Origin of the sequence: Variovorax sp. UMC13 (assembly GCF_014170375.1) — a bacterium.
GTDB lineage: Bacteria > Pseudomonadota > Gammaproteobacteria > Burkholderiales > Burkholderiaceae_C > Variovorax.
The window spans coordinates 141,785-167,467 of sequence record NZ_LZZW01000013.1; the positions used below are offsets into that span (position 1 = coordinate 141,785).

Consider the following 25,683-nt stretch of genomic DNA (forward strand, 5'->3'; position numbering starts at 1 on the left):
GACGCTCCCGCATGCACGTGCTCAACGGAGGGGGAACGTGGATGGAATGGAGGGAAGTCGGTTGTCACGTTGGCGGCAGGTCGGCGCTTCATCGAAGGCCGATGTCGCTGACAGCTATGTGGCAAGCGACATGCCGTGCTCGCCGCACCAAACGATGCTGCGATCAGGCTGGCGCGGGGTTGGGCCCTTGAAAAGGTTGCGTTCCGGCGTCCGGGACGACAGCGAGCGCGACGTCATGCGAAATACGGCCGCAATGCACGAGCAGTAGGCCGCCCGCGTGCACAGCCCTGTCGCTGCGCAGCAGCTTGCCGAGCCGCGTATCAAACAACGATATGCGGTATGAACCGGGGCTCAGGCCTGGCACGTCGATGCAGTGCAGCGTCGCGTCCATCGATGCTTCAACGCGGCCATCTGCGCCTAGACTGTCGGTGCGCAGGAGCCAGATGAGCGCCTGCCGCGCGTCGCCGCACGCGAAAGCTGCGAGCTGTGGCGGCGCGCGCACTTCGTCGTTGAGGTTGCGACGGCGAAATCTGCCCCAATCAATCAACGGCAGGAAGTCACTCAAGCTCTTCTGCGCTCGCCGCATGCCCGGGGTGAGCACATGCGGATGGCGGTTCGGCCAGCGCATGCCACCGCCCGCGCCGCCGCTGGCGAAATGGGCCCACTGGATGTGGCGGAAGTACTCGTCGTCAAAGGCCGCGGGCAGCGTCTGGTGTCGATCAATGAACGCGTGGATGGGGCCGTGCTCAGTGTCGAGCACCGGCCGCAGGTCATTGCATTCCTGCAGTGCCGCGCGCATCAAACGCCCCACCGCCAGCGCTGGCGCGACGGTGTCGCGCGGGTCGTCGATGCTGCCGAATTCGTATAGGTGCGTGGTGGCGAAGTCGAGCGTCGGATGGCGAAACACGGGATCGCACAGCGAAGGGCTCTTCAGCAGTTCGGGCCCGAACACCGACACCGTCTGCAGGTGCGCTCGGCCGTGCACGCGCAACTCGAGTTCGCGCAGGAATTGCGACAGGTCGGTCACAAACGGCGCGCAGGCGGTGACGTTGTCCTCGGCGTGCGCCGGATGCAGTTCGTTCCAAAGGTCCCAGGCGAAGAGCGCTGGACTTCCACCCCACCGACGCGTGGCGAAATCTAGGCGGTGCCGTATCGCCTCGCGCATGCGCGTGCAGGTAAGCCACTGGCGCCGGTCGGCGCACGGCCCTCCATGTGCCGCGTTGTATGGGTGGCGATGCCAGTGGCGCCAGGTGAAGAAGGTGTCGAAGGGTGTGATCAGCAGGTACATGCCCGTTTCCTCACACAGCGCGAAGAGATCGTCCCATAGCTTCACCATCGAGGGGACAAACCGGCCAACGGGACGCTCGAGGTAGCGATGCCTTAGCTGCGCGTACTCCAGCATCACGCGGATGCAGGTCACTCCATGCGCGCGCAACCACAGCAGATGTTGGCGCACGGCACCGATGTCGCGTCGCATGAAAAGCCCCGCGAGCTCCGGCCAGGAGATGGCGTCGTTATGGCCGATCGGAGTCCAGGCAGCGCCGCGCGAGTTCACAAAGTAAGGAACGCCGGCACGCCGCTCGATCCAGTGCAGGCAGACAGCGCCGGCAGCCGGCGCTAGCGCGTCGGGTCCAAGTTCATGCATGCCGGCCTGCACCCCTGTTCGAAGTGGAGAAGATGATGGAGGGCTCGGCAAGCTGCGTCGACGCTAAGCGCATTGGAGGAAGTGCTCGCGCCGCGCCGCATCGAGAACAACTGCCGGTTGCGAGTCGAGTAGTTCAAGTGGCGAACAATGGTGCAGCAAGCATTGCGGCCGAATAAACCAAAGGGCGAGCTCCCAACCATCCATGATTCCGCTGAGCTCGGCGCAAGGCCCACGCACTTCCTCGCGCAGGGACATGTCCCGTCGATCGAATTGAAAGAGCGGCAACCACAGCCCCGAGTGCCAATCCAGCGCGATTACCATGCGTCGCTCCAGGCAGTTTTCCAGCCACGAGGTACCGTCGCACCTGCGTTGGGCCGCGCGCACCGCGACTTCGCTGCCGCGCGCAAGGCCGCCGCTGCGCCTATAGCCGTTCAGCAGCTCGACAAACAGCGCGTCCAGCGAGGCCGCCGACTCCGGTGGCGCCTGGGCGAGCGACTGCGGCGAGCCTGAGTGACTAAGGATCGCACTTTTGGACGGAACGGTATGGATCATGGTGCGGCGCGGCGCGGGCGGGCCGTGGCAAGGTGTGACGGGTGAGCGGGATCGTTGAGCCTTGGATGAGCAAGCCGGATGCCACCCCCGTCGCCTGCCTATCAGGGTGGCTTCCCGTTGGCTCCGCCATTAAGAATCAACTGATGGCACGATCAAGGATAGAAAGCAGGACGTTCTTCGCGCCGGGCAGTCGGGCGACAGCAATCTGGGATGAGAACTGCTGAGAGGCGGGCGCCAACGAGAGCGCTGCAACGCAGGACGGCTCGCGGACTCCCGTGGCGCGAGGTGGCCAACGGCCACCAGCATGCACGGGTGGCGCTTCGCGAGGCACATCGCGCGTGAGCAGCTTGCCTGACGGAGAGGGAACCTCGCTTGCCGCGCTGCGCCAACACCCGGCGCCCGGGGCCCGGCGCTCACCCCCGATGACTTGTGCAATCATTCGTCGTGCCGCAGCAAGACGTCCGCGCCTTAGAGTCAGGCAGGCGCAGCGGCCCGGAACTCTGCGGCACCGATGCGGGGCAGGATGTTCCGGGCATGGTGAGTATGGGTTGCCCCCATCGAGCAGAAGCCCACGCAAGGTCGGCGGGCGGCTCTGATACCCGTGTCAGCCGCGCACCCTGCAGATCACAGGATGGGCTTGCCGCCGGTCACGGCCAAACGTGCACCGGAGATATAGCTTGCCTCGTCGGAAGCGAGCAGGACGTATGCTGGAGCGACTTCGGCGGGCTGGCCGGGGCGCTTGAGCGGAACGTTCTTGCCGAAGTTCTCAACCGTTTCGGGCGGCATGGTCGAGGGAATCAATGGCGTCCAGATCGGTCCCGGCGCCACCGAGTTGGCGCGAATGCCGCGATCCGCCAGCATTTGCGCGAGACCGGCTGTGAAGTTCGCGATCGCGCCCTTCGTCGTAGCGTAGGGAAGCAGGGACGGACTCGGCATGTCTGAGTTGACCGAAGAGGTATTGATGATCGAAGCGCCCGTTCGCATATGAGGGACGGCCGCTTTGCACAGATGGAACATGGCAGTGATGTTCGTCTGGAAGGTACGATCCCAATCTTCATCGGGGATCTCCTCGAGCGATTCGTACGTCATCTGAAACGCTGCGTTGTTCACGAGCACGTCGATCCGCCCATATGTCTCTATGGTTCGGTTCACCAGCTCGCGGCAATGCGCCGGATTGGCGATGTCGCCCGGCACGAGCACGATGCGCCGGCCCGCCTCTTCCACCCATTTCGCGGTCTCCCGCGCATCCTCGTGCTCGTCAAGGTATGAAACCAGTAGATCGGCCCCCTCGCGCGCGAAGGCGATCGCCACCGCTCGCCCAATGCCGCTGTCGCCGCCCGTAAGGAGTACGACCTTGCCGGCCAGACGCCCCGAGCCCGTATAACTGTGCTCTCCATGGTCGGCGGCGGGCTGCAGCAGCGCCTCGTGCCCCGGTGGCTCCTGATGCTGGGTGGGGAGCGTCATGCGATTCCTTTCTGTGAATGACTTGTAAAAGGGGCCGGTTGTGCCCGGCAGGTCCGCGTTGGCGAACATGCGACTCGCCACGCTGCACGAAACTTGCGGCAACGGGCGTGCCTGTTCGCGCCATCACGGCCGATCGTCGTCGCGCGCAAACATGCGACGCAAGGTCAGGTCTTCCGCGTTGGTGCGACGGCGGAAGCGGCGATACACACTTCAAGCCCTGCGCGCCGCCGCTCGGAGGATCTGAGCATGGTCGAGCGATCGTGTTTGCTCGTGGGCGCTCAACCGATCACCGGGAATCCGGATCGGCTTCCCGATGGACGTAGGCAGCAGCGGCGCAACGTCTGGCAACGAGCCGCCCCGTGCGGGCCGGTGGCTCGGATCCGCGGCAACATTCGCCTATGGTGCAGCCTTTGAAAATTTTGCAGATCAGAGCATCCAAACCGTGCAACGCTGCGTACTTTGAGGATGGAACCGCGGAACTCAGAGCTCGTGATGCCGGAAGCTGGTCTGCAGGAAGTCATTGCCCTGACGGGCCGAATATCCTTGGTTGCAGACGAACTCCGACAGGCTGTCGCGGATGCGAGGCGTGCGCGCACGGCGGCGCGTGCCCTACGGCAGCAGTTGTCGGCCGCGCGTGGTTGGCACGCTGATCGCCGCTGAGCCGCTCGCCGGCCGGCGCCGCGCCCCGCGCGCTGGCACGCGGATTGCCCAAGATTTTGCCTCTACAACCCCAGGAGGCTCAAAAATGCCCGACAAACTATTTGCTGCTCTCGCCCTAAGGGCAATGCCCACGTTTGTCACTCAACCCAGCGAGCTGCGGCTCTTGCGTCGCCTGCGGGGGGCCGGCTACCTGGATGTGCGCTTTTTTCCGGAAGAGAACAGCGCTGACCAGTTCGCTGAACTGCACGGCATGACGCCATTGGGACGCAGGGTGCTGGACATTGTGAGGCACTCCGGCGCCCAGCGCCCATGACCACTGCCATTGCACTCTTGCGCCGGCTAGCCTCTAGGGCGCTGCCCTGCGCAGTGGAACAACCCGGGGAGATTGTGCTTCTGCGTGCGCTGCGTGCGACTGGCCTGGTGGAAGCCGATGTTCCCCAGTCGCTGACAGTCGGCGGCCTTCCGTTTCAGCGACCCGCGACGGTGCGTGTGGTCACGGCTCGAGGCTGGGAAACGCTGTCGGCCGCGGTCTCGCCTGTGCCATGCCGTGCACCGCTTGCAACACACTGCGAGTTGCCGGCGCCGCAGTCCGTGCAGCAACAGCGACCATCGGCTTAGCGAGGGGCAAAATGCCGACCGTTCCAACCGTGGTCATTGGCGGAGGCCAAGGCTCCCCGAGCGTTGCGCGGCGCTTGCTGAAGTCTTTGCCGTCAGATTTTCCCGCTGGGGTGCTTTTGCACCTGACGCCGGCGGCTGGCGGCGAGAGTTTCGACCCGGCGCGGTTCCTGCAGCCGCACGGCCTGACGGTCGCGCTGGCGGAGGACGGCGCTACGATGTCCAGGGGGCAGGTACTGGTCGTCCCTACCGGCCGCGCCGCTGTCTTCAGCGGGGAGGGGACGCTGACATTGATCGACATCGGCAACGCCACTGCTCAGCTTCTGGACTCGCTGTTCGTGTCTGCTGCAGCTGCTTTTCGGCAAAGGCTCGTCGGTGTCCTTCTCAGCGGGGCGGGGAACCACGGGACGGCGGGGTTGCGTGCCATCAAGGCCGCCGGCGGGATCAGCATTGTCCAGAGCCCTTCGGATTCGGAAAATCCTGAAATGCCCGCGAGCGCGTTGCTTGGCGATCAGCCGGATCACAGCGCCCTGATTCAGCAGCTGGGCCCGCTGCTGGTCCAAACAGTAAAAGGTTTGGACGTCCAGCGCCGTTGAACCCTCGCTGCTGCCGAGGGGTGCTGTCCGACGTCGCCGTGCCCAAGCCCCCGAGCGCGGCGCCAAGGACCCGGCGCGTGGCGAGAGGAGCACGCGCCAGGGAGCTATGCACGCCGGCTGCCGGCGGCCATTTTGGAATGTGGAGATCCCATGAAGGTCCTGAGTTTTCCTTCGTCAACTGGCGCAGCTTTGAAGTGGCCTGCGCTCCTGCTCGGCTTCTCGCTCGGTGGGTTTTTTGATGGCATCTTGTTACATCAGATCTTGCAATGGCATCACCTCCTTTCGGGCATCGGCGCGGTGCAGGACGTTCGCGCGCAGGTGCTGGCGGATGGCCTCTTTCATGCTCTGATGTACGTCATCGCCTGTGTGGCGCTCACCAAGCTATGGCGGCGCCGCGCGGTCTTCGTAATGGCGGGGGCCGACCGGGCGCTCTGTGGCCTCGCCTTGGTGGGATTCGGCAGCTGGCACATGGTGGACGGTGTGTTCTCGCACTGGGTCACCGGCATCCATCGAATCAGGGCGGACGCTGCGAGCCCGCTACTCTGGGACCTGCTCTGGTTCTTCGTTTTCGGCGTGCTGCTCGTGGCGCTCGGGCTGTGGATGCTACGCAACCCGGAGGGCGACGGGGGTCGGCACGGGCGCGCCGCTGCAACAATGCTGGGTCTGGCCACCTTGCTCGCGGGCCCGTTGGCCGCCCTTCCCGTGCGAGACTCCGCGACACCTGATCAGGTGCTGGTGATGTTCGCGCCCGGTGTGAGCGGCGCAGCCGCGCTCCACGCGCTCGCAGGAGTCGATGGTCGGGTGCTTTGGGTCGATCGTTCCGGGAGCGTCTGGGCGGTTTCCATGCCAGACCCCGGTACGGCCTGGAAGCTCTTCGCCGACGGTGCCGTGCTGGTAAGTCACTCGGCTGTTGCGCTAGGCTGCTTCTCATGGTCGCGGGTGGCGACAGCTAGCGTCAATCGACCCGGCGTGTTTCCGTCCGAGGAGGGTGAATGAGCGGCCGGCTCCCGAATCGACCGAGCGCGCGCGAGCGTGCGCAGGAGCGACCTGAGCGGTGCCAGCCGCGGAACTGCTGGGCAGTGATCGTCTTGCAGGGGGGCACTGAAACACGGGCGTGAACCGTTGCGTTCGAGCGCCACCATGGCATAACTCACGCAGACCGCCACGCCCGCGCGTTCTTGGAGAAAGAATGACGAAAGTGCGGGCGCGGCCATGGCACGCATGCTCCGGCGCGCCGGTCGCCGCGGCGCAAACTCTGTGCGCCTTCGGGAAGCAAAGGTTCAACTTTGCGGCGGGCATGCCGTTTGCCTAGTGGCGTGGGCGCCCTCACTTCCGAAAGCGATATTCGTTGAGCTCACAACATTTTTCGAGAACAGTGCATCTTCGCAGCCGTACCGAGCCTCCTTCCCGCCACTTGGTCGTGGCCGGGGCGTCTGTTGGCGGGGTCGCTGCCTTGTCGACGCTCGTAGGAGATCTTCCCGGCGACTTTCCTGCGCCCGTGTTGGTTGTACTGCATACGGGCAGTCACCCCAGCCTGCTGCCGGAACTCCTCTCGGCGCGCGGGCCCCTGCCAGCGGCCCATGCGATCGATGGGGAATCGCTGTCGCCGGGCCGCATCTACATCGCGCCTCCCGATATGCATATGCTGATCGACGGCGAAATCGTGCGTTTGCACCGAGGCCCGAAGGAACACCATACACGGCCCGCCATCGATCCGCTCTTCCTCTCTGCCGCGCTCGCACATGGGCCGTGTGTGATTGGCGTGGTCCTCAGCGGCACGATGGAAGACGGTACGGCCGGGCTGCAGGCGATCAAGGCGTGCGGCGGCACCGCCGTCGTGCAAGAACCTGCTGACGCGATGGCGCCCGGCATGCCCGAAAGCGCGCTGCGCTATGTGGCGGTCGATCATCGCCTGCCGGTGGCCGCACTGGGGGAGCTGTTGGTAACCTTTGTGCAGGCAGCCGTACCCGACCGTAACCCAGGCCCACCGCCGCAACACTTGGTGCACGAAATGAAGTTGATGTCGGGCGAGGGAGACTTCGTGGAACATCTCAGCGCCATTGCCCAGCCCAGTCCGTTTGTCTGCCCGGATTGCAAGGGCGGCCTTTGGCAAATCGATCAGACGGCGCCTACGCGGTACCGATGTCACACGGGCCACGCCTATACGTTGAGCACGCTACAGCAGGCGCTGACCGAAACCATGGATGAGGCGCTCTGGACGGCCGTGCGCGCGTTGCAGGAACAAACGGTGCTGCTGGCAATGCTAGGTGTCGCTCATCGACGCGAGGGCAACGAGCGTGAGGCGGATCGCCTCGACGGTGTGCGCAAGGGGCTCGAGATCCAGTGCCGCCGGCTGCGTGAGATCGTGGAGTCTCCACTGTCCGCGCCCCGTGAAATTGAAGTGTGACGGCGGCACCGGCGCTGCAATGACACATCGATACGACAAAGCTGGAAGGGTCTCTGAGCGGCATGCTTGCGGGATCGTTTTCAGTCGCAAGACACGAGCTTTCCCGTCCTTCAATTCGCGAAGGGTGCGTGAAAAAGGCGGGTGCGTCACGAATGTAGAAGCAACGTTCAAGACGATGCTTGACGATCAATTGGATGTGAGAGGAAAGGAAAATCATGAGGACAACGCGACGCGTGGTCGAGGAGGGCTTGCCCGGCTCGGCCCTTGGGGAATTGGCAATCGTTATCGTCGTCATCACGTGCACCCTTTTGATGGGTTTTTTGCTGATTGCTTGATGGAAGCTTTTGTCGTTGCGGCCACGCCGCGCTCAGGCAGAGCCGTACGTCCGCCCATGACTAAAACGATCCCCCGAATGCCGTCTCGGCCATTGCCTGCACGGTGGCGGCCTGTGCAACACCCGTCAATGCAGGGAAACGCGATATGACCGCACGACCTTCTGCCCTGCTTTCCCCTGAGCAACTCAGCGTTCTTCGCGCGGTTGCCCGCACGGATCTTGTGCACGGAGTCGCTATCAGTCAAAGCCTCGGGCGAGCTGCTTTTACAGATCTGGCGGTCCTGCGCGCAGAGGGCTATGTGCGGGAGGTTCTTAGTCCACGCAAAGATGGCTCGCCGAACCATTTAAATGCGCTCACCATCAAGGGGCGCGAGGCACTGCAAAGTCACGGGGGGCAATGCGTTTCCGCTGGCGCATCGACCGCGGCGCAGCGGGAGTCCCTGAGCCGCGAAACGTACGCCGGCACCGAAATGCATCCGTTCACGGGCCGCGCTGGTTCAATGGACGCGCTGAAATACCCCAGCCGTGTGGGAGACCAGCTGCGCTATAGGGAAGACCCGATCACGCTCGATGCCGATCCAAACGCTGATCCAGTGCGGACGTCTAAGCGGGGCTGATGCCACGCAGAATCCGTAATCCACGCTGAGGACCTGAATGCCGTCGAACAACCCCAAGCTGTCGTTCGAACAGCGCGCTGCTGCGCTGGCGTGGGTGGCAGTCTGCGAGAAGCTCGACCACTTTCTGCAGGCAACGCCTGGGTACCCTGAGTTGACCCCAGACGAAGTGACATACATGCTCGATAGAACGGAGAGTGCGCTGCTTGACCTGCGCCGAACGCTCGAGGAAGCTCCTGACCAACGCCGAAATATCTTATGAGCGAGGGGCAACGAAACCACTGCGGGCGCTCACTCAGGAACACCGAAGCTGAAGGAGCAGAGGGGCGGAGGGCGCTTGTAAAGCTATTCTGATTTCTTCTTCCGAGAGTCAGAGGACTCGAATAGCGCGTTCACCCGCGGCGTGTGGGCCTTTCGGGACCTTCTGGTTGCCCCCTGTATACGGCGAGGTACGAAAGAGCCAGAGATTGCACGGGCGGCGGCGGTGCCCAACCGGACATCCGTCATTGAATTCGTTCGCCCGCATCGCCTTGGGCAAGCCGCTTGGCGCGATGCGGCGTCTCGCCAGGCCGGGGCGGACTCCGTTTGAATCCCATTGACCCGCTCCTACTCTGCGGATGTTCTGCGCTCAATCCGCGCGGAAATGCAGACGGGCGGCTGATCGTGGATTCGCAATCCGCGTCGCATTTCCGTACAGCCACTTCTAAAGCGGCTGGCCCGCAATAACTACAACGTCGCCGATGATGACAGTTCTTCCGCGACCTGCTGGCTCAAGGCGCGGCTCACCGGAGAGTTGGGTGCCGGCTGGGGGGTGGCGAAACGAGCTTGCCGCTAGCAAGTCCGCCCGCGTGTTCATGAATTCCGAATCCGCCGTGGTCACGGCGCCTTCAAGCATCATGCGCGACCAGACATTGATCAGCCCCGAGCAGCGCTTTTGGCAGGAGCATTTCGACGCCACGCACCACGGTACCATCGCCGGCACGGAGAACCGTTTCGTAGTGGGCGGTGAGTACAGCGAGACGACCTTCGACAACAGGCGCCGCTTTTCGAACGTTAGCGCCGGCACCGCCGCAGCGTTGCGGGTAGCGGCATTGCAACCCGAGGTCGGCTTCTACGATTTCAACCCTGCATTCACCTCGGGAGCGGGCAATCGAACCGACACGAACTCCGATGTCCAGGTCGTCGGCGTTTCTGGAGGACGCCTTGATGCCCTCCTCCGACTTCACTCTCGTGGTCGGCCTTCGGCACGATCGGTTGAGGTTCAGCGTCGCGCCGAGGACCTCAATGCAGCCTGGTTAACCGGCTTCACTGCAAGTTACCGTGCGAACTCCGGACGCCTGCGAGCGGTTTACGACCTCTCGGCGAAGTCGAGCGTCTACGCGCATTACTCCAACGCCACGTTGCCGGTGAACTCGCTTTTCCTGCTTTCTTCGGGCAACGCCGCATTCCCACTGTCGCGGGGAACGCAGACGGAGATCGGCTTCAAGCAGAGCGTGCCCGAGGCGCGGCTTGAGTGGACCGCTGCGGTCTACAACATCGAACTCGACAACGTATTGTCACGCGATGCGAACAATGCGGCAGTGACCGTGAACAACGGAAAAGAGTCCTCGCGCGGCGTGGAGCTTTCGGCTGCATGGCGGCCCACGCGGTAGTGGACGCTGGCAGGCAACGTGGCCGCGCTGCAAGCGCGATTCGACACGTTCGTGGAGGCTGGGCGGCCTGTCGCGCGTCGGTACCGCCCGCCGCACGTGCCCGAGCGCGTCGCCAACCTGTTCGCTACCTACCGTGCCGAAGTCTCGAAGATGGAATGGGTTATGGCCCTTAACCGCACCAGTCGATGTATACCGACAACGCGCACCTGATTCGCATCAGTGCATTCACCACCGTGGATGCGGCTGTGAGCTATCGATTGAAGCCGGCGCTGTTGACTTTCGTGTGCGCAATGAACCGATGAGCTTTACGCCACATGGGTCGCACGTGTAGCCAGGTGTTGCTGGCGCCTCGGCGCACCGTTGAAGTCTCGGCCAGACTCGAGTTTTAATGAGCCTTTGAAGGGGTGTCGGGCAAGATGTGCGCCTTGCCGGAAGCGGCACGGAACGCTGTTGCGCAGGGACAGGGTGACCTTTCGTCGTCCGCGGCACGGCAGGTCGACTTGTTCGGCGTTCCGACGTCCATGCGGCGGAAACCTTGGAGCCTTTCGCCTGGCCGGCAGCAGCGCAGTGGGCCCATAGGAACGCCTCGCTTCGCGCGCATCTGCGGTGTCAGGGTCAAGTTCAAAAATTCAGCAACGGCGGTGCTGCGCAGCGCCAGCGCTCGCAAATCCCGCGTGCAAAGAGCTCACGCTTTCGGCTCCAACTGGAGCGCCGCGGGAAGGGCGATGGCGGCACCGATGGCGAAAAGGCCATCCGCTACACGCTGGAGCCTCCTTGCGTGTCGGCACTGTTCGCGGTCTCATAGAACCTGACGCAGCGAGTAGCAGACGTGCTCCTGAAGGCGCCGATGCAGCGGCCGGTGCTCCCATTCCTGGAGCGACACCGGCCGCGAGCAGCGTAGCAGCTCTTCGAACAGGTCGTCGAGTTTGCGTGCCACGTCGGCGTCAAAGATGCCCAGCGTCAACTCGTCATTGGTGTCGAACGAGCGGTCGTCGAAATTACTGGAGCCGACCGCGCTCCACACGCCGTCAATCGTCATGACCTTCTGATGAATCAGGCCCTTATCGCACTCGAACAGCTGCACTCCACAACGCAGCAACTTGCCGAAATTTCTGCGCGCAGCCAAGTTCACGACGGCATTGTCAGTGACACGAATGGATGGCATCAGCACGCGCACCTGTACGCCGCGCTGCACGGCGGCGCCGAGCGCTTCGATGGCTTCTGGCTTGGGAATAAAGTATGGGTTCTGTATTTGGATGCGTCGGTGCCCCATGCAAATCGCTGCGTGGTGCAGTATTTTCACGGCTGGCGCCGAGCGCTCGGGTTTGGCGTAGGCCGCATGCATGGCAATGTTGCCGGCAGGAGCTAGCGGTGGGAACACCTCGTCGCCGGCGAACAATTCGCCAGTCTCGCCGGCCCAGTTCTCGCTGAACGCGCCTTGCAGCGCATGCACAATGGGCCCACGCACGCGCACGCTTACGTCATAGGCCGGCGGGTGCAAAGCTGGCGCTCGGTCGCCTAGCCACGCGTCGGTGTAACAGTGCCCGCCCACGAGCGCTGTGAGTCCGTCGATGATGACGAGCTTGCGGTGGTCCCGGTCGGTCAGCACACCCAGATTGCGCAGCGACCAGCGGTGGAAAAACGCGATGCGGCAGCCGGCTCGCCGCAGTTCGCGTCGCATAGGTCGACTCATGCGTCGGCCTCCCATCCCGTCCAGCAGCACCCGTACGCGCACGCCGCGGCGCGCTGCTTCGAGCAGCGCCTGTCCAACACGCGCTTCCACTTGGCCCTGCTTCCACAGAAAGTTCTCGAGGTGCACGGAATGCCGCGCACCGCGAATGTCCTGCTCGATCGCGTCAAAGAAGGCATGGTCATACACGAGCTCGGCTGAGTTTCCCTGCACGACCGTTCCCAGGCTGAGTCCGGCCAGCGAGGCCATGAGCGAGCCCATGTCACCCTCGCAGCGTATGCCCAAGCTGGGCGCTCGGTGACGCCGCACAGACCAGAGCGCCAGCAGCAGCAGACCGGCGATGCCGGCCGCGATGCCCAGGGGCCAGAGCAGCCACGGATTCATTCAATTGCCACTGCACCACCAGGCCCTAGCCCCGGGGATAGGAGAGCAGTTTATTGTCAGGGCGAGAAGCATCTGGTTCTCTCTCCATCAATACTCTTTCGAGTGTTCCGAGATCGTTTGCAGCCAGCGATCGCAGCTAACTCGCGGTCGCCCCGATCGCCCACCGGCATAGGCGTCGCGGGGGTGAAAGCCGGATCAACGATCTGTCCGAAGCCGGTAGGCGTCGGCGGAGCCTGGATGGACGACTACAGGCCGATCAAGGGTAACGCAGTTCGGCTCGATCCGTTCACGCCTCTGACGATCCGAGGTCGCACTCCGCGGCTGCGCCTTTGTCGTACCGTTCTTCGCAGCAGTCGAAGGGGCTGCCTGCGTCTGGGTCCGCCCGGGCATTCGACAACCTTGAGCACCGTGAGAAAATTAGATGCGTCAGCAGCTCGGCGTCCGCTTCGCTCCAACTGTGTCGATTCGCGCGCGCGCGGACCATCCGCTCTCCGCTCTCCGCTCCTCTGCCTATCGCCGGCCGGCGGTTCGTTGTCAAATGGGAAGTTGGCATTGGCCTTTTCAATGCTCTTGCCGTTATGCCTTTTAATTCCCACGGCGGCCACTCCCGGTGCGCCGCCGCTACGATCATGTAAGCGGACCTCGAAGTACGCGCTCTCGAGGTCGCCCGCATTACCGAAGGAAGTGCGAATTTCGTTCGCCTTTGCGCAGGCAGTCGCTCGCCGCCGATTTGCGGCGCTCCGTCTTTGGCAAGTTGGTCGGCACCGCACTCGTTCGCCGTCGGGAACGCCCGCAGCAGCGCTGGCGCGTGATCGACCAGTACCATGGCGCGTTCAGCCCTGAAGCGGGTTCCAGCCGCGTGGAACACGCCCGGCAGCGTATCGGATAAGTGCACGTGGTCTTCGTGCGATCCATAGCCGCACCTTCCGCCCGACATAGAAACACTAGATTCTGCCGCGCCCAGCCCGATTCTGTAGCAGATTGTTCGGGCAGGGACAAAGGGCACTCGGTTGAACCCCAAAGTTATACGCGACCTATGCGCGCATCGCAGCCACAAGGGGGTGGATGTCGCAATGCGCCTCATTCGCAAACGTCAGGCCGGGGCCTCCTACCTCGGCAAACCACATGTCGTCGCTAAAGATCAGTGTGATGTAGTTACGTTCGATAACAGGGCCGGCCAGCGCCCAGTCTCGGCAAAACGGCAAGGCTTCCAGCGTTCTGACAGAGTCGCCCACGGCCGCATGCCACAGCCTGTCCCCCGCGGCGTCCTGGACCCATCCCTCCGCTTGTGCAACCAGAGCATCCAAACTTGAACCGCTGAGTTGCTTGATTTCGTGGTTTTCAAGCAATGCATTTTCCTTTCACCAATGACGACGGGAATCAAACGGTTGGAGACGACCAGCGCAAAATCGCATGGCGTTTCCTCGTGCTGAGATCCTTCCGCCTGCACTGAAAGCGCTGGGAATGCACGCTCGGGGGATCGAGGACGGCAACGTTCCTTCTAGCCAGAGCAAAACGGTGATGTCAGCGTCAGCTTGGCCGTGTTCGAGAAAACTGCAGATGCGCGGAGCTCCGGCGAAATCGTTTTCCCGGACGAGCAGATACGTCACTATCCGCGCGCCTCGGGTTTTGAGCTCCCCGGGCTCCAGTTAGGTTTTAAAAACGTCGTCTAGCCGCGCAGCAAACGGCATGCCCACGAGCCACTGCTGCTTTCGATATGGGCCACCGACCGCGTTCGCAGGTTGGCTATGGAGGCCAGACCTGACCGCCGGTCGGGCCAGTTCCAGTCCGCGCGCCGACAAGGCCAGCAGGTGGTCGGGAGTTCTCTTCGACCGGAATGTCTCCCTTTCGGGCCGGGACCGGCACGGGGTGTCGGCATCGGCGTCGCCGGGGGGGCGAAAGCGACTCGCAATCATCGGCCGATGAGCTTCTTTGCGCCCTGTTGATCGAACAGGTGCGGCCGCTCACCGTGCACAACCCGGTGTGTGCCGCGGTACCGGCCTGGACGCGCTGGAGCAGCCGCAACTTTAATGCGGGCAAGTCGCACCACGGGTAGGTGGCCGGGGGTCTTGCCGTGTTTGTGCCCACGCTCCTGACGCTGGGCGTGCACTGGCTGCTGGTGCTCACGCTCGGCCTGCCCTTCGCGGTGCTGTGGAGCGTCGCGATGCTCTACATCACGCTGGGCTTTCGCCGTCTCAGCCACCACCTGCCGCCGTGGCCTTCCTCGGGATAGCTTGCAACGGCCAAGTGAAAGCGCACGGTGGTGATATTGCATCGATAAGTGAACACCTTATCGACTGTGGGCCGGCGGTTGGCGCGATTCTGCGTGATCAGTCTGGGCGAGATGTCCGGAACATACGAACCGTCGCGTCGTCGCCAAATCGAAGATTCTCGTGGGCGATCGAAGGAGAAGACCAATCGACCTTAGCAAGAGCGGCAGGCTTCCCTCTCTGGGGGCATCGTTGGGGGCAAAGATTGCAATCCAAACGTGAGAATAGGGAGTTTTAGGCGCCTTGCCGGACGATATTCGACAGCCTCCCTCTCCTCCAGGAATGGCATCCATAGCGACTCACGTCGCTTCAAAAAGCCCCTTGAAGCCCCCCCAGACGGGGCTTTTTTGCGTCAAGCCGCTTCATGACGTGCTTTGACATCTCGCGCAGTTTGGGGGCAAATTCGGGGGCATAGCAGGGCGCTGTGCCCTTGACCGCACTGAAAGTCCCCGAGTGCCTCTCACCGACGTCGCCTGCAGGAACGCCAAATGTCCTCCGGACAAAGCGCGTGCTCGGCTCTTCGATGCCGGCGGCCTGTACCTCGAGGTGATGCCGACCGGGGGCAAGCACTGGCGGTGGAAGTACCGCATGGAGGGCAAGGAAAAGCGCTTGGCGCTCGGCAGCTATCCCGCGGTGACACTCGTTGCCGCGCGCGCCGCGCGCGAGAAGGCGCGCCTGGTGCTCAAGGCCGGCACTGACCCGGTCCAGAGCAAGAAAGAGGAGAAGCAGGCCCGCCGCGACGTCATGGGCAACACGTTCGAGGCCGTGGCCCGCGCGTGGTACGACCATTGGGCCCTGCACAGCGTCGGAGGCCCGAAGTCGCCCCGCCATGCCGAGTACACCAAGCGCCGGCTGGAGGCGGACATCCTCCCGGTGCTGGGGGCAAAGCCGATCTCTGAAATCAAGGCGGCCCAGGTGCTGGGCATGGCCAAGAAGATTGAGGAGCGCGGTGCGCTGGACCTGTCACGTCGCGCTTGGCAGGTGTGCGGCCAGATCTTCGAGTACGGCATCGCGCACGAGAAGTGCGAGCGCAACCCGGCGCGCGACGTCAAGCCTGGCGTGGCGCTCAAGGGGCGCAAGAAGAGCAACTTCGCGCGCGTCGACGCCAAGGAGATGCCCGACCTCCTGCGAAAGATCCGCAGCTACCCAGGGTCGCCATACACCCGCCTGGCCATGGAGCTGATGGCGCTCACCTTCGTGCGCACGGGCGAGCTGATCGCCGCCCACTGGGACGAATTCGATCTGGACGCCGCCGAATGGCGGGTGCCGGCCGAGCGCATGAAGATGAAGACGCCGCACATCGTTCCGCTGTCGACGCAGGCCATTGACCTTCTGCGCAGTCTGCACGAGTTGCGCGGCCTCAGCGGCCTCCTGTTCCCTGGCGAGCGTGACCACGAGAAGCCCATGAGCAACGGCACGATCCTGGGCGCACTCAAGCGCATGGGGTACGCCGGTCGAATGACCGGTCATGGCTTCCGCGGTGTGGCCTCTACCATCCTGCATGAGCACAGCTTCGACCATGCGCACATCGAACTGCAGCTGGCGCACATGGAGCGCGACGCGGTCAGCGCGGCCTACAACTTTGCGACCTACCTGCCGCAGCGCCGGAAGATGATGCAGGCCTACGCGGACCATCTCGACAAGCTGCGCCAAGGCGCGAAGATCCCGAGCTTCGAGGCGGCCTGAGATCGGGGCGGACCCCTGGCTCGCCGGAGTTAAGCAAGATCGGCTGCAGCGACTACCACCAGTCTCCTACTGTCAGCCTGCCTGTGCCATCGTGCTGTTCGGCACGATGGCTTGTCTTGAGCCCCCTGAGTGCCGTGGCGGCGGTGTACCTAACCCTTCCCACAACCTCTTGCGGTGTTCCGGATGTCGTATTCCTCGATTTCCGTCTAGCCTATCGTGTCCTTGGTTCGGTCTCGTCGGTTCGCGAGTGTTTCGCCTGCCTGAAGCTGCAGTTGTCTTTAAAAGGCACTTCTTCACTCCATTGGTTGGAAAAAGGAACATAGGCAACCTGCACCGGGGCGCCCGTTGGATCGGGCACTGTGGGCTTGGCCGGCTGCAGCGGCGTGGCAGAACTAGGGGAGCGGCAGGGGGGCACGACGCAAACATCGGCCCTGAAGCGACGGCCGTGTGCTGAAGCAAAGCCTGCCTCGGGACCCCGGCCAAGCCGGCAAGAGCCAAGCCTTGACGTTCGCAGCGCTTCTCGCGGGGCATGCGGTGCATTCGGCGTTGAGTCCGGCGACGAGGTGACGCGCGAGACCGACTCGCTATCATCGGCCGATGAGCTTCTTTGCCATCCTGTGTGCCTTGTTGATCGAGCAGGTGCGGCCGCTCACTGTGCACAACCCGGTGTATGCCGCGGTGCTGGCCTGGACGCGCTGGACCAGCCGTAACTTCGATGCCGGCAAGTCGCACCACGGCTGGGTGGCATGGGGCCTCGCTGTGTTCGTGCCCACATTGCTCACGCTGGGCGTGCACTGGCTGCTGGTGCTTACGCTGGGTCTGCCCTTCGCGGTGCTGTGGAGCGTCGCGATGCTCTACATCACGTTGGGCTTCCGCCAGTTCAGCCATCACTTCACTGGCATCCGCGATGCGCTCGAAGACGGCGACCAGCCGCTCGCGCGTTCGCTGCTCGCGCACTGGCAGCATGCCGATGCGGCCGACTTGCCGCGCAGCGAGATCGTGCGCCACGTGATCGAGCACTCGGTCATCGCCGCTCACCGCCACGTATTTGGCGTGCTGGCCTGGTTCTCGGTGCTCGCGGCCCTCGGCCTCGGCCCGGCCGGCGCGGTGTTCTATCGCATGAGCGAATTCGTCGCGCGCTACTGGACCCACAAGGACGGCGCCGCGGTGCAGCCCTCCAGCGTCTCAGTACAGCAGGCCGCGCGCCGTGCGTGGAGCTTGACCGACTGGCTGCCCGCACGCATCACCGCGCTCGGCTTCGCGGTGGTAGGCAGCTTCGAGGACGCGATCGATTCCTGGCGCAACGACGCCAAGCGGTTCCCGGACCCCAACGACGGCGTGATCCTGGCCGCCACCTCCGGGGCCGTGAACGTGCGGCTTGGCGGCGGCACGTTGCGGTCGCTGGACGCCGGCGACCCGCTCATCCATGCGCAGGCCGGCGACACCAACTGGTCCGACCCCGAACACGACAGCGGCAGCACCGGCGGGCGCGAACCCGACCTGGCGCACCTGCGTAGCGTGGTCGGCCTGGTGTGGCGCTCGGTCGTGATGTGGATGGTGCTGTTGGCGCTGCTCACACTGGCCCGCCTGCTGGGCTGAAACCTTCGCCCGAATGACCGACATCCCTTCCTTCTGGAGTCCGCGCATCGGTGCGCTCCAGCCCTACGTGCCGGGCGAGCAGCCGCGCATCGACGGGCTGGTCAAGCTCAACACCAACGAGAACCCGTACCCGCCGTCGCCCGCCGTGCTCGACGCGATCCAGGCCGCGGCGGCCCACGGCCTCGAGCGCTACCCCGACCCCGAGTCGCAGGCCCTGCGCGAAGCCATCGCCGCGCGGCACGGCCTTCAGCCCGGGCAAGTGTTCGTCGGCAACGGTTCCGACGAAGTGCTGGCGCATGCCTTCTTCGCCTTCTTCCAGCAGGCAGAACCGCTGCTGTTTCCCGACGTCACCTACAGCTTCTACCGCGTTTATGCGCAGCTCTACGGCATCGATTGCGCGCTGCAGCCGGTCGACGCCGCGCTGCGCATCGACGTCGAGGCGCTGGCCGCGCGTGCGGCCCAGGGTTGCGCCGGCCTGGTGATCGCCAATCCCAACGCACCCACGGGCATCGGCCTGCCGCTGGCCGACATCGAGCGGCTGCTGCGCGCCTGCCCGACGCGCGTGGTGCTGGTCGACGAGGCCTACGTCGACTTCGGCGGCCAGAGCGCGCTGGCGATGATCGACCGCCATCCGAACCTGCTGGTGGTGCAGACCCTGTCCAAGTCGCGCTCGCTGGCGGGCCTGCGCGTGGGCTTCGCCTGCGGCCAGGCATCGCTGATCAATGCGCTGACCCGCGTGAAGAACAGCTTCAACTCCTACCCGCTCGATCGCCTCGCCCAGGCCGGCGCGATCGCCGCGCTGCAGGACGAAGCCTGGTTTGCGCAGACGCGTGACGCCGTCGTCGACACGCGCGAAGGGCTGGTGCTGCAGCTGGAAGACTTCGGCTTCGAGGTGCTGCCCTCGCAGGCCAACTTCGTGTTCGCGCGGCATCCGGCGCATGACGCCGCTGCGTTGGCGGCTGCACTGCGCGAACGCGCGGTGCTGGTGCGCCACTTCCGTCAGCCGCGCATCGCGGACTACCTGCGCATCAGCATCGGCACGCGGGCGCAGTGCGGCCAGTTGGTGGATGCGCTGGCGGCGATCCTTGGATAGTCTGCAGCGACAGCCCGCCGGTGGCGTCTGAACGCCTGGATCTCGGGGCGACTCCGAGGACCGAAGATGAAGATTTCATGACTTTCGGCAGTGTGAGTGCGCCGGCAACGTCTTGTAGGGATTCCTCTCTCGTACGGCTTCCCAAGGACATGTTCTTGCGAAAGGTGTTTGCCGGGGAGGGCCATGACAAGAAAGCCCACTTGAACGCTTCCCCGAATCTCCTGCCGGCCCTGCGACGCCGTGCTGTTGCCCAGTTCCTGCTCCTCGCGCTCCCGACATCGTTTGCGGCGGCGTCCGATGCCAATGCCCCGGCGCCGCAGCCCGGGCTTGGGCTCGGCACGCCGTTGGAATGCGGAACCGCAAGAGGCGCGTGAGTCGCTGGCTCGCGAGTTGCTCGCGCTGTGGCAATCCACCTGCCTCAGACACCACCGCAACCCCTTGGCGCTGCGTGCCTCGCTCTTGCAGGCAGGCCATCGAGAAAATCCCGAGGCCGCCGAATCGTTCCTCAATGGCTACGCCGACACGGTCTGGGACGTCGGCAATGGCCTGGACGCGCAGCGGATGCTGCTGATGCTCGACAACGGCATTTGCGAAATCCGAGCCCAGAAGGCGGATGCGCGCGTGCTCGATGAAGGGTTCAGGAAGATCGTCGAAGGCTTGGCCGTCGAAGGCCCCGAGCGGAGCACGGTGCAGTCGGTGCCGAACACGCGGTTCTCGGACTTCGGCGGATTGCAGAAGAACACGGTGTACCGGGTGTCCCACGACGTCGGCGATCAGGCTTGGTACATGGCCTGCGCGAGCAGCGACAGCCCCTTGACGCCCACGCAGGCGATCCTTGTCATTGCGCCGGTGCCCGAGGCCGAGCAGAAGAAGAACAGGCGGCCTCGTATCACCTTTCGCTAGGCTGCCGCGGGCGCGGATCCCTTGGCTCAGAGCCCCTGTCTCAGCTTGCGCAGCTCGGTTTCCGCGCGGTCGAGCTCTTTTCGCAGGTCGGCGATTTCCTTCTGCAGCCGCGCGATGTGCGCCTCGCGGCTCTGCACCGGCGGCAGCGTGCCACAGCGCGCCTGGACCGCTGCCAGTTCATCGGCGAGCTGTCGGCGCTGGAGCAGGCGCCCGCGGGTCTGCGCCACGTCCATCTCCTGCAGCAGCCTGAGCTCCTCGGTTTTGCAGTCCGCTTCGCCGGCTGGATTGGACGGCTGAGCCAGCGTCGGGGTGGCGAAGAGAAAGAGGGCTGCAAGGAGGAGGGGGAGGAGGGCGTGCATGGCGGTGCCTGTGAGACACGCGATCGGCCGGCAAGTTCATTGCGGACGATCTGTGCATCGGCATGCGCGCAATGCCGCCATCGGGCCGATGCGCTCGTTGGTCATGCTGGGCGAGCTCCTTCGCCGTCCATAGCGCATCGGCCCTGTCTCGTCTATCCGACAGAAGGCCTGGTCGAAGGGCGAGACGGAACGCATGACTGGCCTTTACGATAACTCGCCTGCTTGGGCAGCGCCTTTTGCCGGTTGATCGCACGTTCCATCCGAAGCTTCGACCGGAGGTCTTGATGTACACGCCAGACTGCAAAGAGCGCTGGAGCGAGGTCAACGAAGAGGCAGCACACACCGCCGTCGAGCAACTCGCGCAGCTGCTTTCTTCACCTGGCGAGGCGGTCCCGGCGGCCGTTCTGGAGGGCGACCACGGTGGCTCCGAACTGGCGACGCCCCTTCTGGTGCGCCGCGTCTGGGTGACGGCGCTGGAGTTCGCCCCGCCGGGCTGGCAACTCTTCCGATTCGATTGCGACATCTCGGCGATCACCACGCTCGTTGGCTACGGCGGGCTGGGCTATCTGTTCATGGTGGTCGGCCCGGACAGGCTGGCGGACCGCATTCTGCTTGACTGGACCTCTGCCCCCCTGGGGCGGATCGCAGACAACATGCGTTTGGATCTGGCGTCGCTGGACACTGCCGCGATTCGAGACTATCTGAGGTTCTTCTGCTCGTTTCTCGGAGGCCAGGCGCACGAGGAGACAGGCGCGGTTGCGCCGTTCCTCATTCCCAGCAGTGCTGCAAGCCTGACGTGGGATGAGCACTCCCAGACTGCTCACGGTGTTGCGCGGCGAAAGTGGTTGAGGGTTTTCGAGCCCGTCACCGGCATGGAGTCGTTGGACAGGCCAGATCTGCCTGAGACGCCACAGCCCACGCCGATCGACCGGCCGGTTGAAGTCTTGCAGGACAAGCTCGCAGACGATGCCGATCGCGACGGGAAGTCGCTGGGTGATACGCCGGCTGCGGTTGCTCAGGTGTTCGAGGCGTTTCCTGCGAATCCACCGGTCCCGACTCGGATGGCCTCTCCTGGCACAGAAAGTGTGGTGCCAGACCAGGATGTTCCTCCAGAGGGGGCCGATGGCCTGAACGCGCTGTGCGTCACATTCGAGGCGCTGGTCTACTACGACACGGTGCTGTTCCGGTGCGAGTTCGAAGTCACATGCAACGGACGGGTTCGCATGACGAAGGACACGCAATTGACCAGTCCATTGCCGCTGCGCAAGTGGGAAGCGCGCTGGGGCCCCCACGGGACGAGGCTGCTGTTCCAGACGGATCCTCGGGAATCAATCGGCGCGGCCGCCCTGCTGGAGCGTTTGCAGGAGCTTCAGGCACCACCCGAGGGCGGGCAGCATGCTGTCCCCGAGCTGACATCCACAGGGACGGCTCGTGTGGTCAGAGGTCTGCGCGTCAGCGAACCCGTGCGATGGAGCCACGTGTTCAAGACCGCGGTGACTTTGGAAAACGTTCAGTTCGACGACGACGTGCTGTTTGACGAGTGCGTGTTCGAGCGCTCGCTGAACCTGATCGGTTGCCGCTTTCTGAAGCGCCTGAGCATGTGCGACACCACCGTGAAGGGTGCGTTGCGCCTGGACCGGTCCATCATCTATGGCGCTGTTGCCAAAGGCGACGTTGTGCCGCAAGCCGGGGCGTTCCCTGAAGACGCTGTTCTGAAGCCCCCACCTGCGCTTGCGCTGCGAGGGCTGAAGGTGGAGCGCAGCCTTTTTGCGGACAAGTTGACTTGCTTCGGGCGCGTGCGTGCCGAGTGGTGCCGCATCGGTGGAACCTTGCGTGCACGCGGTTTGCAAATTCATCCCCGTCCCGGCGTGGGCGAGCAGAGCGAGGCACTGAACATCTCTCATGCCCAGATCGACGGTCCGCTGGACCTGCGGTCTCTTGTCCCAAAGAAGCAGGAGCCAGGCGCGCATCGCCGAAGCTTCATCTTCGATCATGTGGTCCTGCATGGCGCTCAACTGGCACAGTTTCATGCGCATGGAATCCGTATCGAGGGCAATCTGGACCTGAGCGCCTGCACTCTCAAGGGGCAGATCGGCTTGCACGCAGTGGCCGTGCGGGGTGGAGCCTCACCGGGTGGATGGCGCCCACGCGTTGCGGGGCACCTGTTGCTTGACCGGGCCAAAACCGGCCTTGTCGACTTGGCCGGCATCAGCGTCGGCGGCAGCTTGACGTTCATCGAAACACAGATCTCTGGCGGTTTCTACGGCAGCCTCTGGCTCGACTACCGCTTTACCGTCGAGCGCGGCTTGACCGGTTCAGGCGCCAACGTGACCAGTGGGGTCTACCTGACAGGCGCAAGGATCGGTGGGGAAATCGAGTTCGTCACCGGGCGACTGGGTCGGCTGCGCATCAGTTGTTCCGACGCATTCGCCGACGACGCGCGCGCCCCGGCCCTTCGATTCTGCAGGTCCGAGGCCAGCGGGATCGTTCTTCACGATGTCGTCATCGATTCAACCTCGAGCTTCGAAGGGCTGCAACTGCATGGCGCCGCTCTCGGCGAGGCGGAAGGCGGTTTCGTCGCCGTCAACGTCAGAATGGGCGGCAGTCTGCAGTTCTGGTCGGCCGAACTCGCCGAAGTCGTGCGTCGCCGGACGAGGAGGGAGTTTCCCTTGCTGGACCCGACCGTGAGCGCCGCTGCGGTGCGCGAGATCTGTGGGCGTTTCAAGGGACCCCTGGACCTGAGAGGGCTTCGTGTCGAGGGCTCCATCGAGCTCGGCAGATTGGATGTGGGCGGGGCGATCCGTCTCGACGGCGCCAGGGTGGAAGGCCACCTCCTCACCTATGCAGACGAAGCCCGTATCACGTGCGAATCCTTTGTCGCCGATTCGATCCGCGTCAAAGGCAGCACGGATCTGACCGGCTTGACCGTGCGCGAGGGAGGCGTTCGAGCGCGCGATGCGGAGTTCACGGGGCAAGTGCTGCTGGCCACGCCAAGGGCGATGTCGGATGAGGTGGATGCAGCGGTCGCTTCGCGGTCCATTCTGCGGCTGGCGAAGGGCACCGTCGATCTGGAGGGTTCGCGCGCGGCGCGCCTGGTGCTGCACAGTGCGAGTGTCGAAACGCCGGCACCGCAAGAAGCGGCGTTTGCGCTTGCCCGATGTAGCTTTGCACAACTCGAGGCACAGGGATTCGGGAAAGCCTCCAGGCATTGGGAGTTTCCAAGGACCATTGATCTTTCGGCAGCCTTGATCGGCGACTGGGCTGTGGATCCACAACGCGAGGCCTTGCCGCTGCTTGTGGCCACCGCGCCATTCGACGGGAGAAACTACCTGGATGTAGAGCAGCGCCTTGCGAAGATCGGCAAGAAGGGCCGGGCCAACCGCGTCTATCGAAAAATGCTCTGGCGCAGCCTGCATCTCCAGCCCGGAAGCCGCATTCTCGAACGCGTCGCGAACCTCTTCGCTCGCCTCAGGAATCGACTCAACTGGTTGTTCTCGGGCAATGGCACGTGGCCCATGCTGATGGCCGTGTGGCTTGTTCTCTTCCTCCTGCCTGTCGTCCTGGTGCTTCGCAATCCCGAGAACGTCGAGTTCGTGGGCTCCGAGAAGGAGAAGGGGGACATGGCAGGTCACTACGACTTGAGAACGGACTGGGACTACATCAAGGCCACCGGCGTCACCTTTGCCTACTCCCTGCCGATACTGAGCGGCTCAAAGTTTGACATCGTGCGCGCCAGGCTCGTGGGGCCCACCTGTGAACCGGAATGGATCGCGAGGCTGCTGGGCAGGAAGGTTTCAGAAGAGCCCTCGGGGCCCACGTGCAGATTCGTGCTGATCGACGGTGTATCGCCACACGGATTCGCCATGATGTTCTCGACGGTCCAGTTCCTGTTGTGGATTCTGGTGTTTGCCAACATCCCGTCCGTCTCGCGCAGGAGGCAGTGAACTTCGCCGGCGCATCGGAAGCCCATTCAAGGCCGACGGATGCTGAACCGCTTCGCCCTGTGCTCGGCCGGCGCCGTGCGGCCGCAGTCGATCGGGCTGGACCTATCCCGCGCTTGAAGGCGCCGGCACGGCTCCCGCCCGCTGCCGGTCCTTCATCCGCAGGAACGGCCGTTCGATGAAGAAGCAGCTGACGCAGGCGGCCGCGAAGGCCTGGACGATGTTGAACGGAAAGGCCATCGCATAGGCGAAGTCGTGGTTCAGGAAGAGCTGCTGCCAGAGGTACAGGCTGTACGAGATGGTGCCGATGAACACCGGGATCCGCTGCCTGCAGAGTCGGCTCAGCCAGAAGTCCTTGACATGCACTATGCCCAGGATGATCACGGCCGCGAGCAGCGCGTCGATGGTCTGCCCGTAGGTCACGTTCCAGGCGCCCTTGAGGATCGAGCCGATCGCGGGGGTCACGCCGACGAACAGGATCACCGCGAGCGTGAGCAAGGCATGGCGGTAGCGGAAGCCGGTCAGCGCGTCGGCGAGTTGCCTCTGCCGCAAGGCCATCAGGCCGCCGATCAGCATCGGGTCCAGCCCGGTGTGCAGCATCATGGTCAGCTGGCCGCGCTGCGCGGGCGCCGCGAAGTAGAACAGGATCCGGACCAGGGGAATGGCCACGATCAGCGCCATCAGCAGGCGGTCGTTGTGCTTGCGCAGCAGGTAGATGAGGATCGGCGGCCAGATCCAGTAGAACTGCTCCTCGAGCGCCAGGGTCCAGAAGTGCCCGAAGTACCATCCGCCCTGGCTGCCCTCGATCGGTGCGATGTGCAGCAGCGCACCGTAGTTCCAGATGTGCGCGGCCGCCGCCAGGAACTCCCGCCAGTCGATGCGCATGAACCCGGCCATGGTCATCACGATGAGCACGAGGATGTAGAAGTAGGACGCGGGCCAGATGCGCAGCGTGCGCCGCCGGTAGAACGCCAGGAAATCGATGCGCCCGCTGCTGGCGAATTCCCGCTGCAGCAGCCCCGTGATCAGGAAGCCGCTCAGCACGAAGAACAGCAGGATGCCCTGGTTGCCGTTCGCAAGGATCTTGAGCAGGCTCAGCCAGCCGGTGTAGCCGTTCGCCGCGGTGTGCTGGGCATGGGTCAGCACCACCATCGTCACCGCGAAACACCTGAGGCCCGTGATTTCGTCGATGCGGCTGGACATGGGGCGGGTTCTTGTG

At 64.1% G+C, this 25,683-nt stretch carries 20 protein-coding genes; 13 read left to right on the forward strand and 7 right to left on the reverse strand.

Annotation, left to right across the window (positions count from 1 at the left end; genetic code table 11):
* Nucleotides 1–163: 163 nt before the first annotated feature.
* From A9977_RS10815 to A9977_RS10825, 3 genes are all read right to left on the reverse strand, one after another.
* Nucleotides 164–1,645, reverse strand: coding sequence for a hypothetical protein (locus A9977_RS10815; RefSeq protein WP_183024839.1), 1,482 nt, complete (start codon nucleotides 1,643–1,645; stop codon nucleotides 164–166).
* Nucleotides 1,646–1,708: 63 nt separating this feature from the next.
* Nucleotides 1,709–2,197, reverse strand: a complete 489-nt coding sequence (locus tag A9977_RS10820; protein ID WP_183024840.1) for a hypothetical protein — start codon at nucleotides 2,195–2,197, stop codon at nucleotides 1,709–1,711.
* Between the two features lie 624 nt (nucleotides 2,198–2,821).
* Complete coding sequence (locus A9977_RS10825; protein ID WP_183024841.1) at nucleotides 2,822–3,661, reverse strand: glucose 1-dehydrogenase; 840 nt, start codon at nucleotides 3,659–3,661, stop codon at nucleotides 2,822–2,824.
* 745 nt (nucleotides 3,662–4,406) lie between these two features.
* Here A9977_RS10825 and A9977_RS10830 point away from each other — a divergent pair.
* From A9977_RS10830 to A9977_RS10860, 7 genes are all read left to right on the forward strand, one after another.
* Nucleotides 4,407–4,634, forward strand: a complete 228-nt coding sequence (locus tag A9977_RS10830) for a hypothetical protein (RefSeq protein ID WP_183024842.1) — start codon at nucleotides 4,407–4,409, stop codon at nucleotides 4,632–4,634.
* A 316-nt stretch (nucleotides 4,635–4,950) separates the two neighbouring features.
* Nucleotides 4,951–5,532 carry a chemotaxis protein CheB gene (locus tag A9977_RS10835; protein WP_183024843.1) on the forward strand — a complete coding sequence of 194 codons (582 nt, stop codon included), beginning with the start codon at nucleotides 4,951–4,953 and terminating at the stop codon, nucleotides 5,530–5,532.
* Between the two features lie 150 nt (nucleotides 5,533–5,682).
* On the forward strand, nucleotides 5,683–6,528 hold the full coding sequence (locus A9977_RS10840) for a DUF2243 domain-containing protein (RefSeq protein WP_183024844.1): 846 nt from the start codon (nucleotides 5,683–5,685) through the stop codon (nucleotides 6,526–6,528).
* A gap of 424 nt (nucleotides 6,529–6,952) precedes the next feature.
* Nucleotides 6,953–7,939 (forward strand): chemotaxis protein CheB, encoded by a 987-nt coding sequence (locus A9977_RS10845; protein ID WP_310936117.1) that lies wholly within the window; start codon nucleotides 6,953–6,955, stop codon nucleotides 7,937–7,939.
* Nucleotides 7,940–8,419: 480 nt separating this feature from the next.
* Nucleotides 8,420–8,890: a hypothetical protein gene (locus A9977_RS10850; RefSeq protein WP_183024846.1), complete on the forward strand. Its 471-nt coding sequence runs from the start codon at nucleotides 8,420–8,422 to the stop codon at nucleotides 8,888–8,890.
* Nucleotides 8,891–8,927: 37 nt separating this feature from the next.
* Nucleotides 8,928–9,149, forward strand: coding sequence for a hypothetical protein (locus A9977_RS10855; protein ID WP_183024847.1), 222 nt, complete (start codon nucleotides 8,928–8,930; stop codon nucleotides 9,147–9,149).
* A 592-nt stretch (nucleotides 9,150–9,741) separates the two neighbouring features.
* The gene (locus tag A9977_RS10860; RefSeq protein ID WP_183024848.1) at nucleotides 9,742–10,539 is read left to right on the forward strand and encodes a TonB-dependent receptor domain-containing protein; all 798 of its coding nucleotides are present in this window, start codon (nucleotides 9,742–9,744) and stop codon (nucleotides 10,537–10,539) included.
* Between the two features lie 799 nt (nucleotides 10,540–11,338).
* On the opposite strand, the gene A9977_RS10865 is transcribed toward A9977_RS10860, so the two are convergent.
* Nucleotides 11,339–12,613 carry a phosphatidylserine/phosphatidylglycerophosphate/cardiolipin synthase family protein gene (locus tag A9977_RS10865; protein WP_183024849.1) on the reverse strand — a complete coding sequence of 425 codons (1,275 nt, stop codon included), beginning with the start codon at nucleotides 12,611–12,613 and terminating at the stop codon, nucleotides 11,339–11,341.
* A gap of 1,034 nt (nucleotides 12,614–13,647) precedes the next feature.
* A complete protein-coding gene (locus tag A9977_RS10870; protein ID WP_183024850.1) occupies nucleotides 13,648–13,962 on the reverse strand; it encodes a phage protein NinX family protein in 315 nt (104 codons plus the stop codon).
* Nucleotides 13,963–14,693: 731 nt separating this feature from the next.
* Here A9977_RS10870 and A9977_RS34235 point away from each other — a divergent pair.
* From A9977_RS34235 to A9977_RS10895, 5 genes are all read left to right on the forward strand, one after another.
* On the forward strand, nucleotides 14,694–14,846 hold the full coding sequence (locus A9977_RS34235) for a hypothetical protein (RefSeq protein ID WP_259651909.1): 153 nt from the start codon (nucleotides 14,694–14,696) through the stop codon (nucleotides 14,844–14,846).
* 490 nt (nucleotides 14,847–15,336) lie between these two features.
* The gene (locus A9977_RS10880; RefSeq protein WP_183024851.1) at nucleotides 15,337–16,569 is read left to right on the forward strand and encodes an integrase arm-type DNA-binding domain-containing protein; all 1,233 of its coding nucleotides are present in this window, start codon (nucleotides 15,337–15,339) and stop codon (nucleotides 16,567–16,569) included.
* A gap of 597 nt (nucleotides 16,570–17,166) precedes the next feature.
* Nucleotides 17,167–18,168, forward strand: coding sequence for a CobD/CbiB family protein (locus A9977_RS10885; protein ID WP_183024852.1), 1,002 nt, complete (start codon nucleotides 17,167–17,169; stop codon nucleotides 18,166–18,168).
* Between the two features lie 13 nt (nucleotides 18,169–18,181).
* The gene (hisC, locus tag A9977_RS10890; RefSeq protein WP_183024853.1) at nucleotides 18,182–19,261 is read left to right on the forward strand and encodes a histidinol-phosphate transaminase; all 1,080 of its coding nucleotides are present in this window, start codon (nucleotides 18,182–18,184) and stop codon (nucleotides 19,259–19,261) included.
* A gap of 303 nt (nucleotides 19,262–19,564) precedes the next feature.
* Nucleotides 19,565–20,164, forward strand: a complete 600-nt coding sequence (locus A9977_RS10895; protein ID WP_405054683.1) for an NMCC_0638 family (lipo)protein — start codon at nucleotides 19,565–19,567, stop codon at nucleotides 20,162–20,164.
* A gap of 26 nt (nucleotides 20,165–20,190) precedes the next feature.
* Here the strand turns inward: A9977_RS10895 and A9977_RS10900 are convergent, their stop codons facing one another.
* Nucleotides 20,191–20,523, reverse strand: a complete 333-nt coding sequence (locus A9977_RS10900; RefSeq protein WP_183024855.1) for a DUF1090 family protein — start codon at nucleotides 20,521–20,523, stop codon at nucleotides 20,191–20,193.
* 284 nt (nucleotides 20,524–20,807) lie between these two features.
* On the opposite strand from A9977_RS10900, the gene A9977_RS10905 reads away from it, so the two are divergent.
* A complete protein-coding gene (locus tag A9977_RS10905; RefSeq protein WP_183024856.1) occupies nucleotides 20,808–24,467 on the forward strand; it encodes a pentapeptide repeat-containing protein in 3,660 nt (1,219 codons plus the stop codon).
* A 102-nt stretch (nucleotides 24,468–24,569) separates the two neighbouring features.
* Here A9977_RS10905 and A9977_RS10910 read toward each other — a convergent pair whose 3' ends face one another.
* Nucleotides 24,570–25,667, reverse strand: coding sequence for an acyltransferase (locus A9977_RS10910; protein ID WP_183024857.1), 1,098 nt, complete (start codon nucleotides 25,665–25,667; stop codon nucleotides 24,570–24,572).
* Nucleotides 25,668–25,683 lie beyond the last annotated feature (16 nt).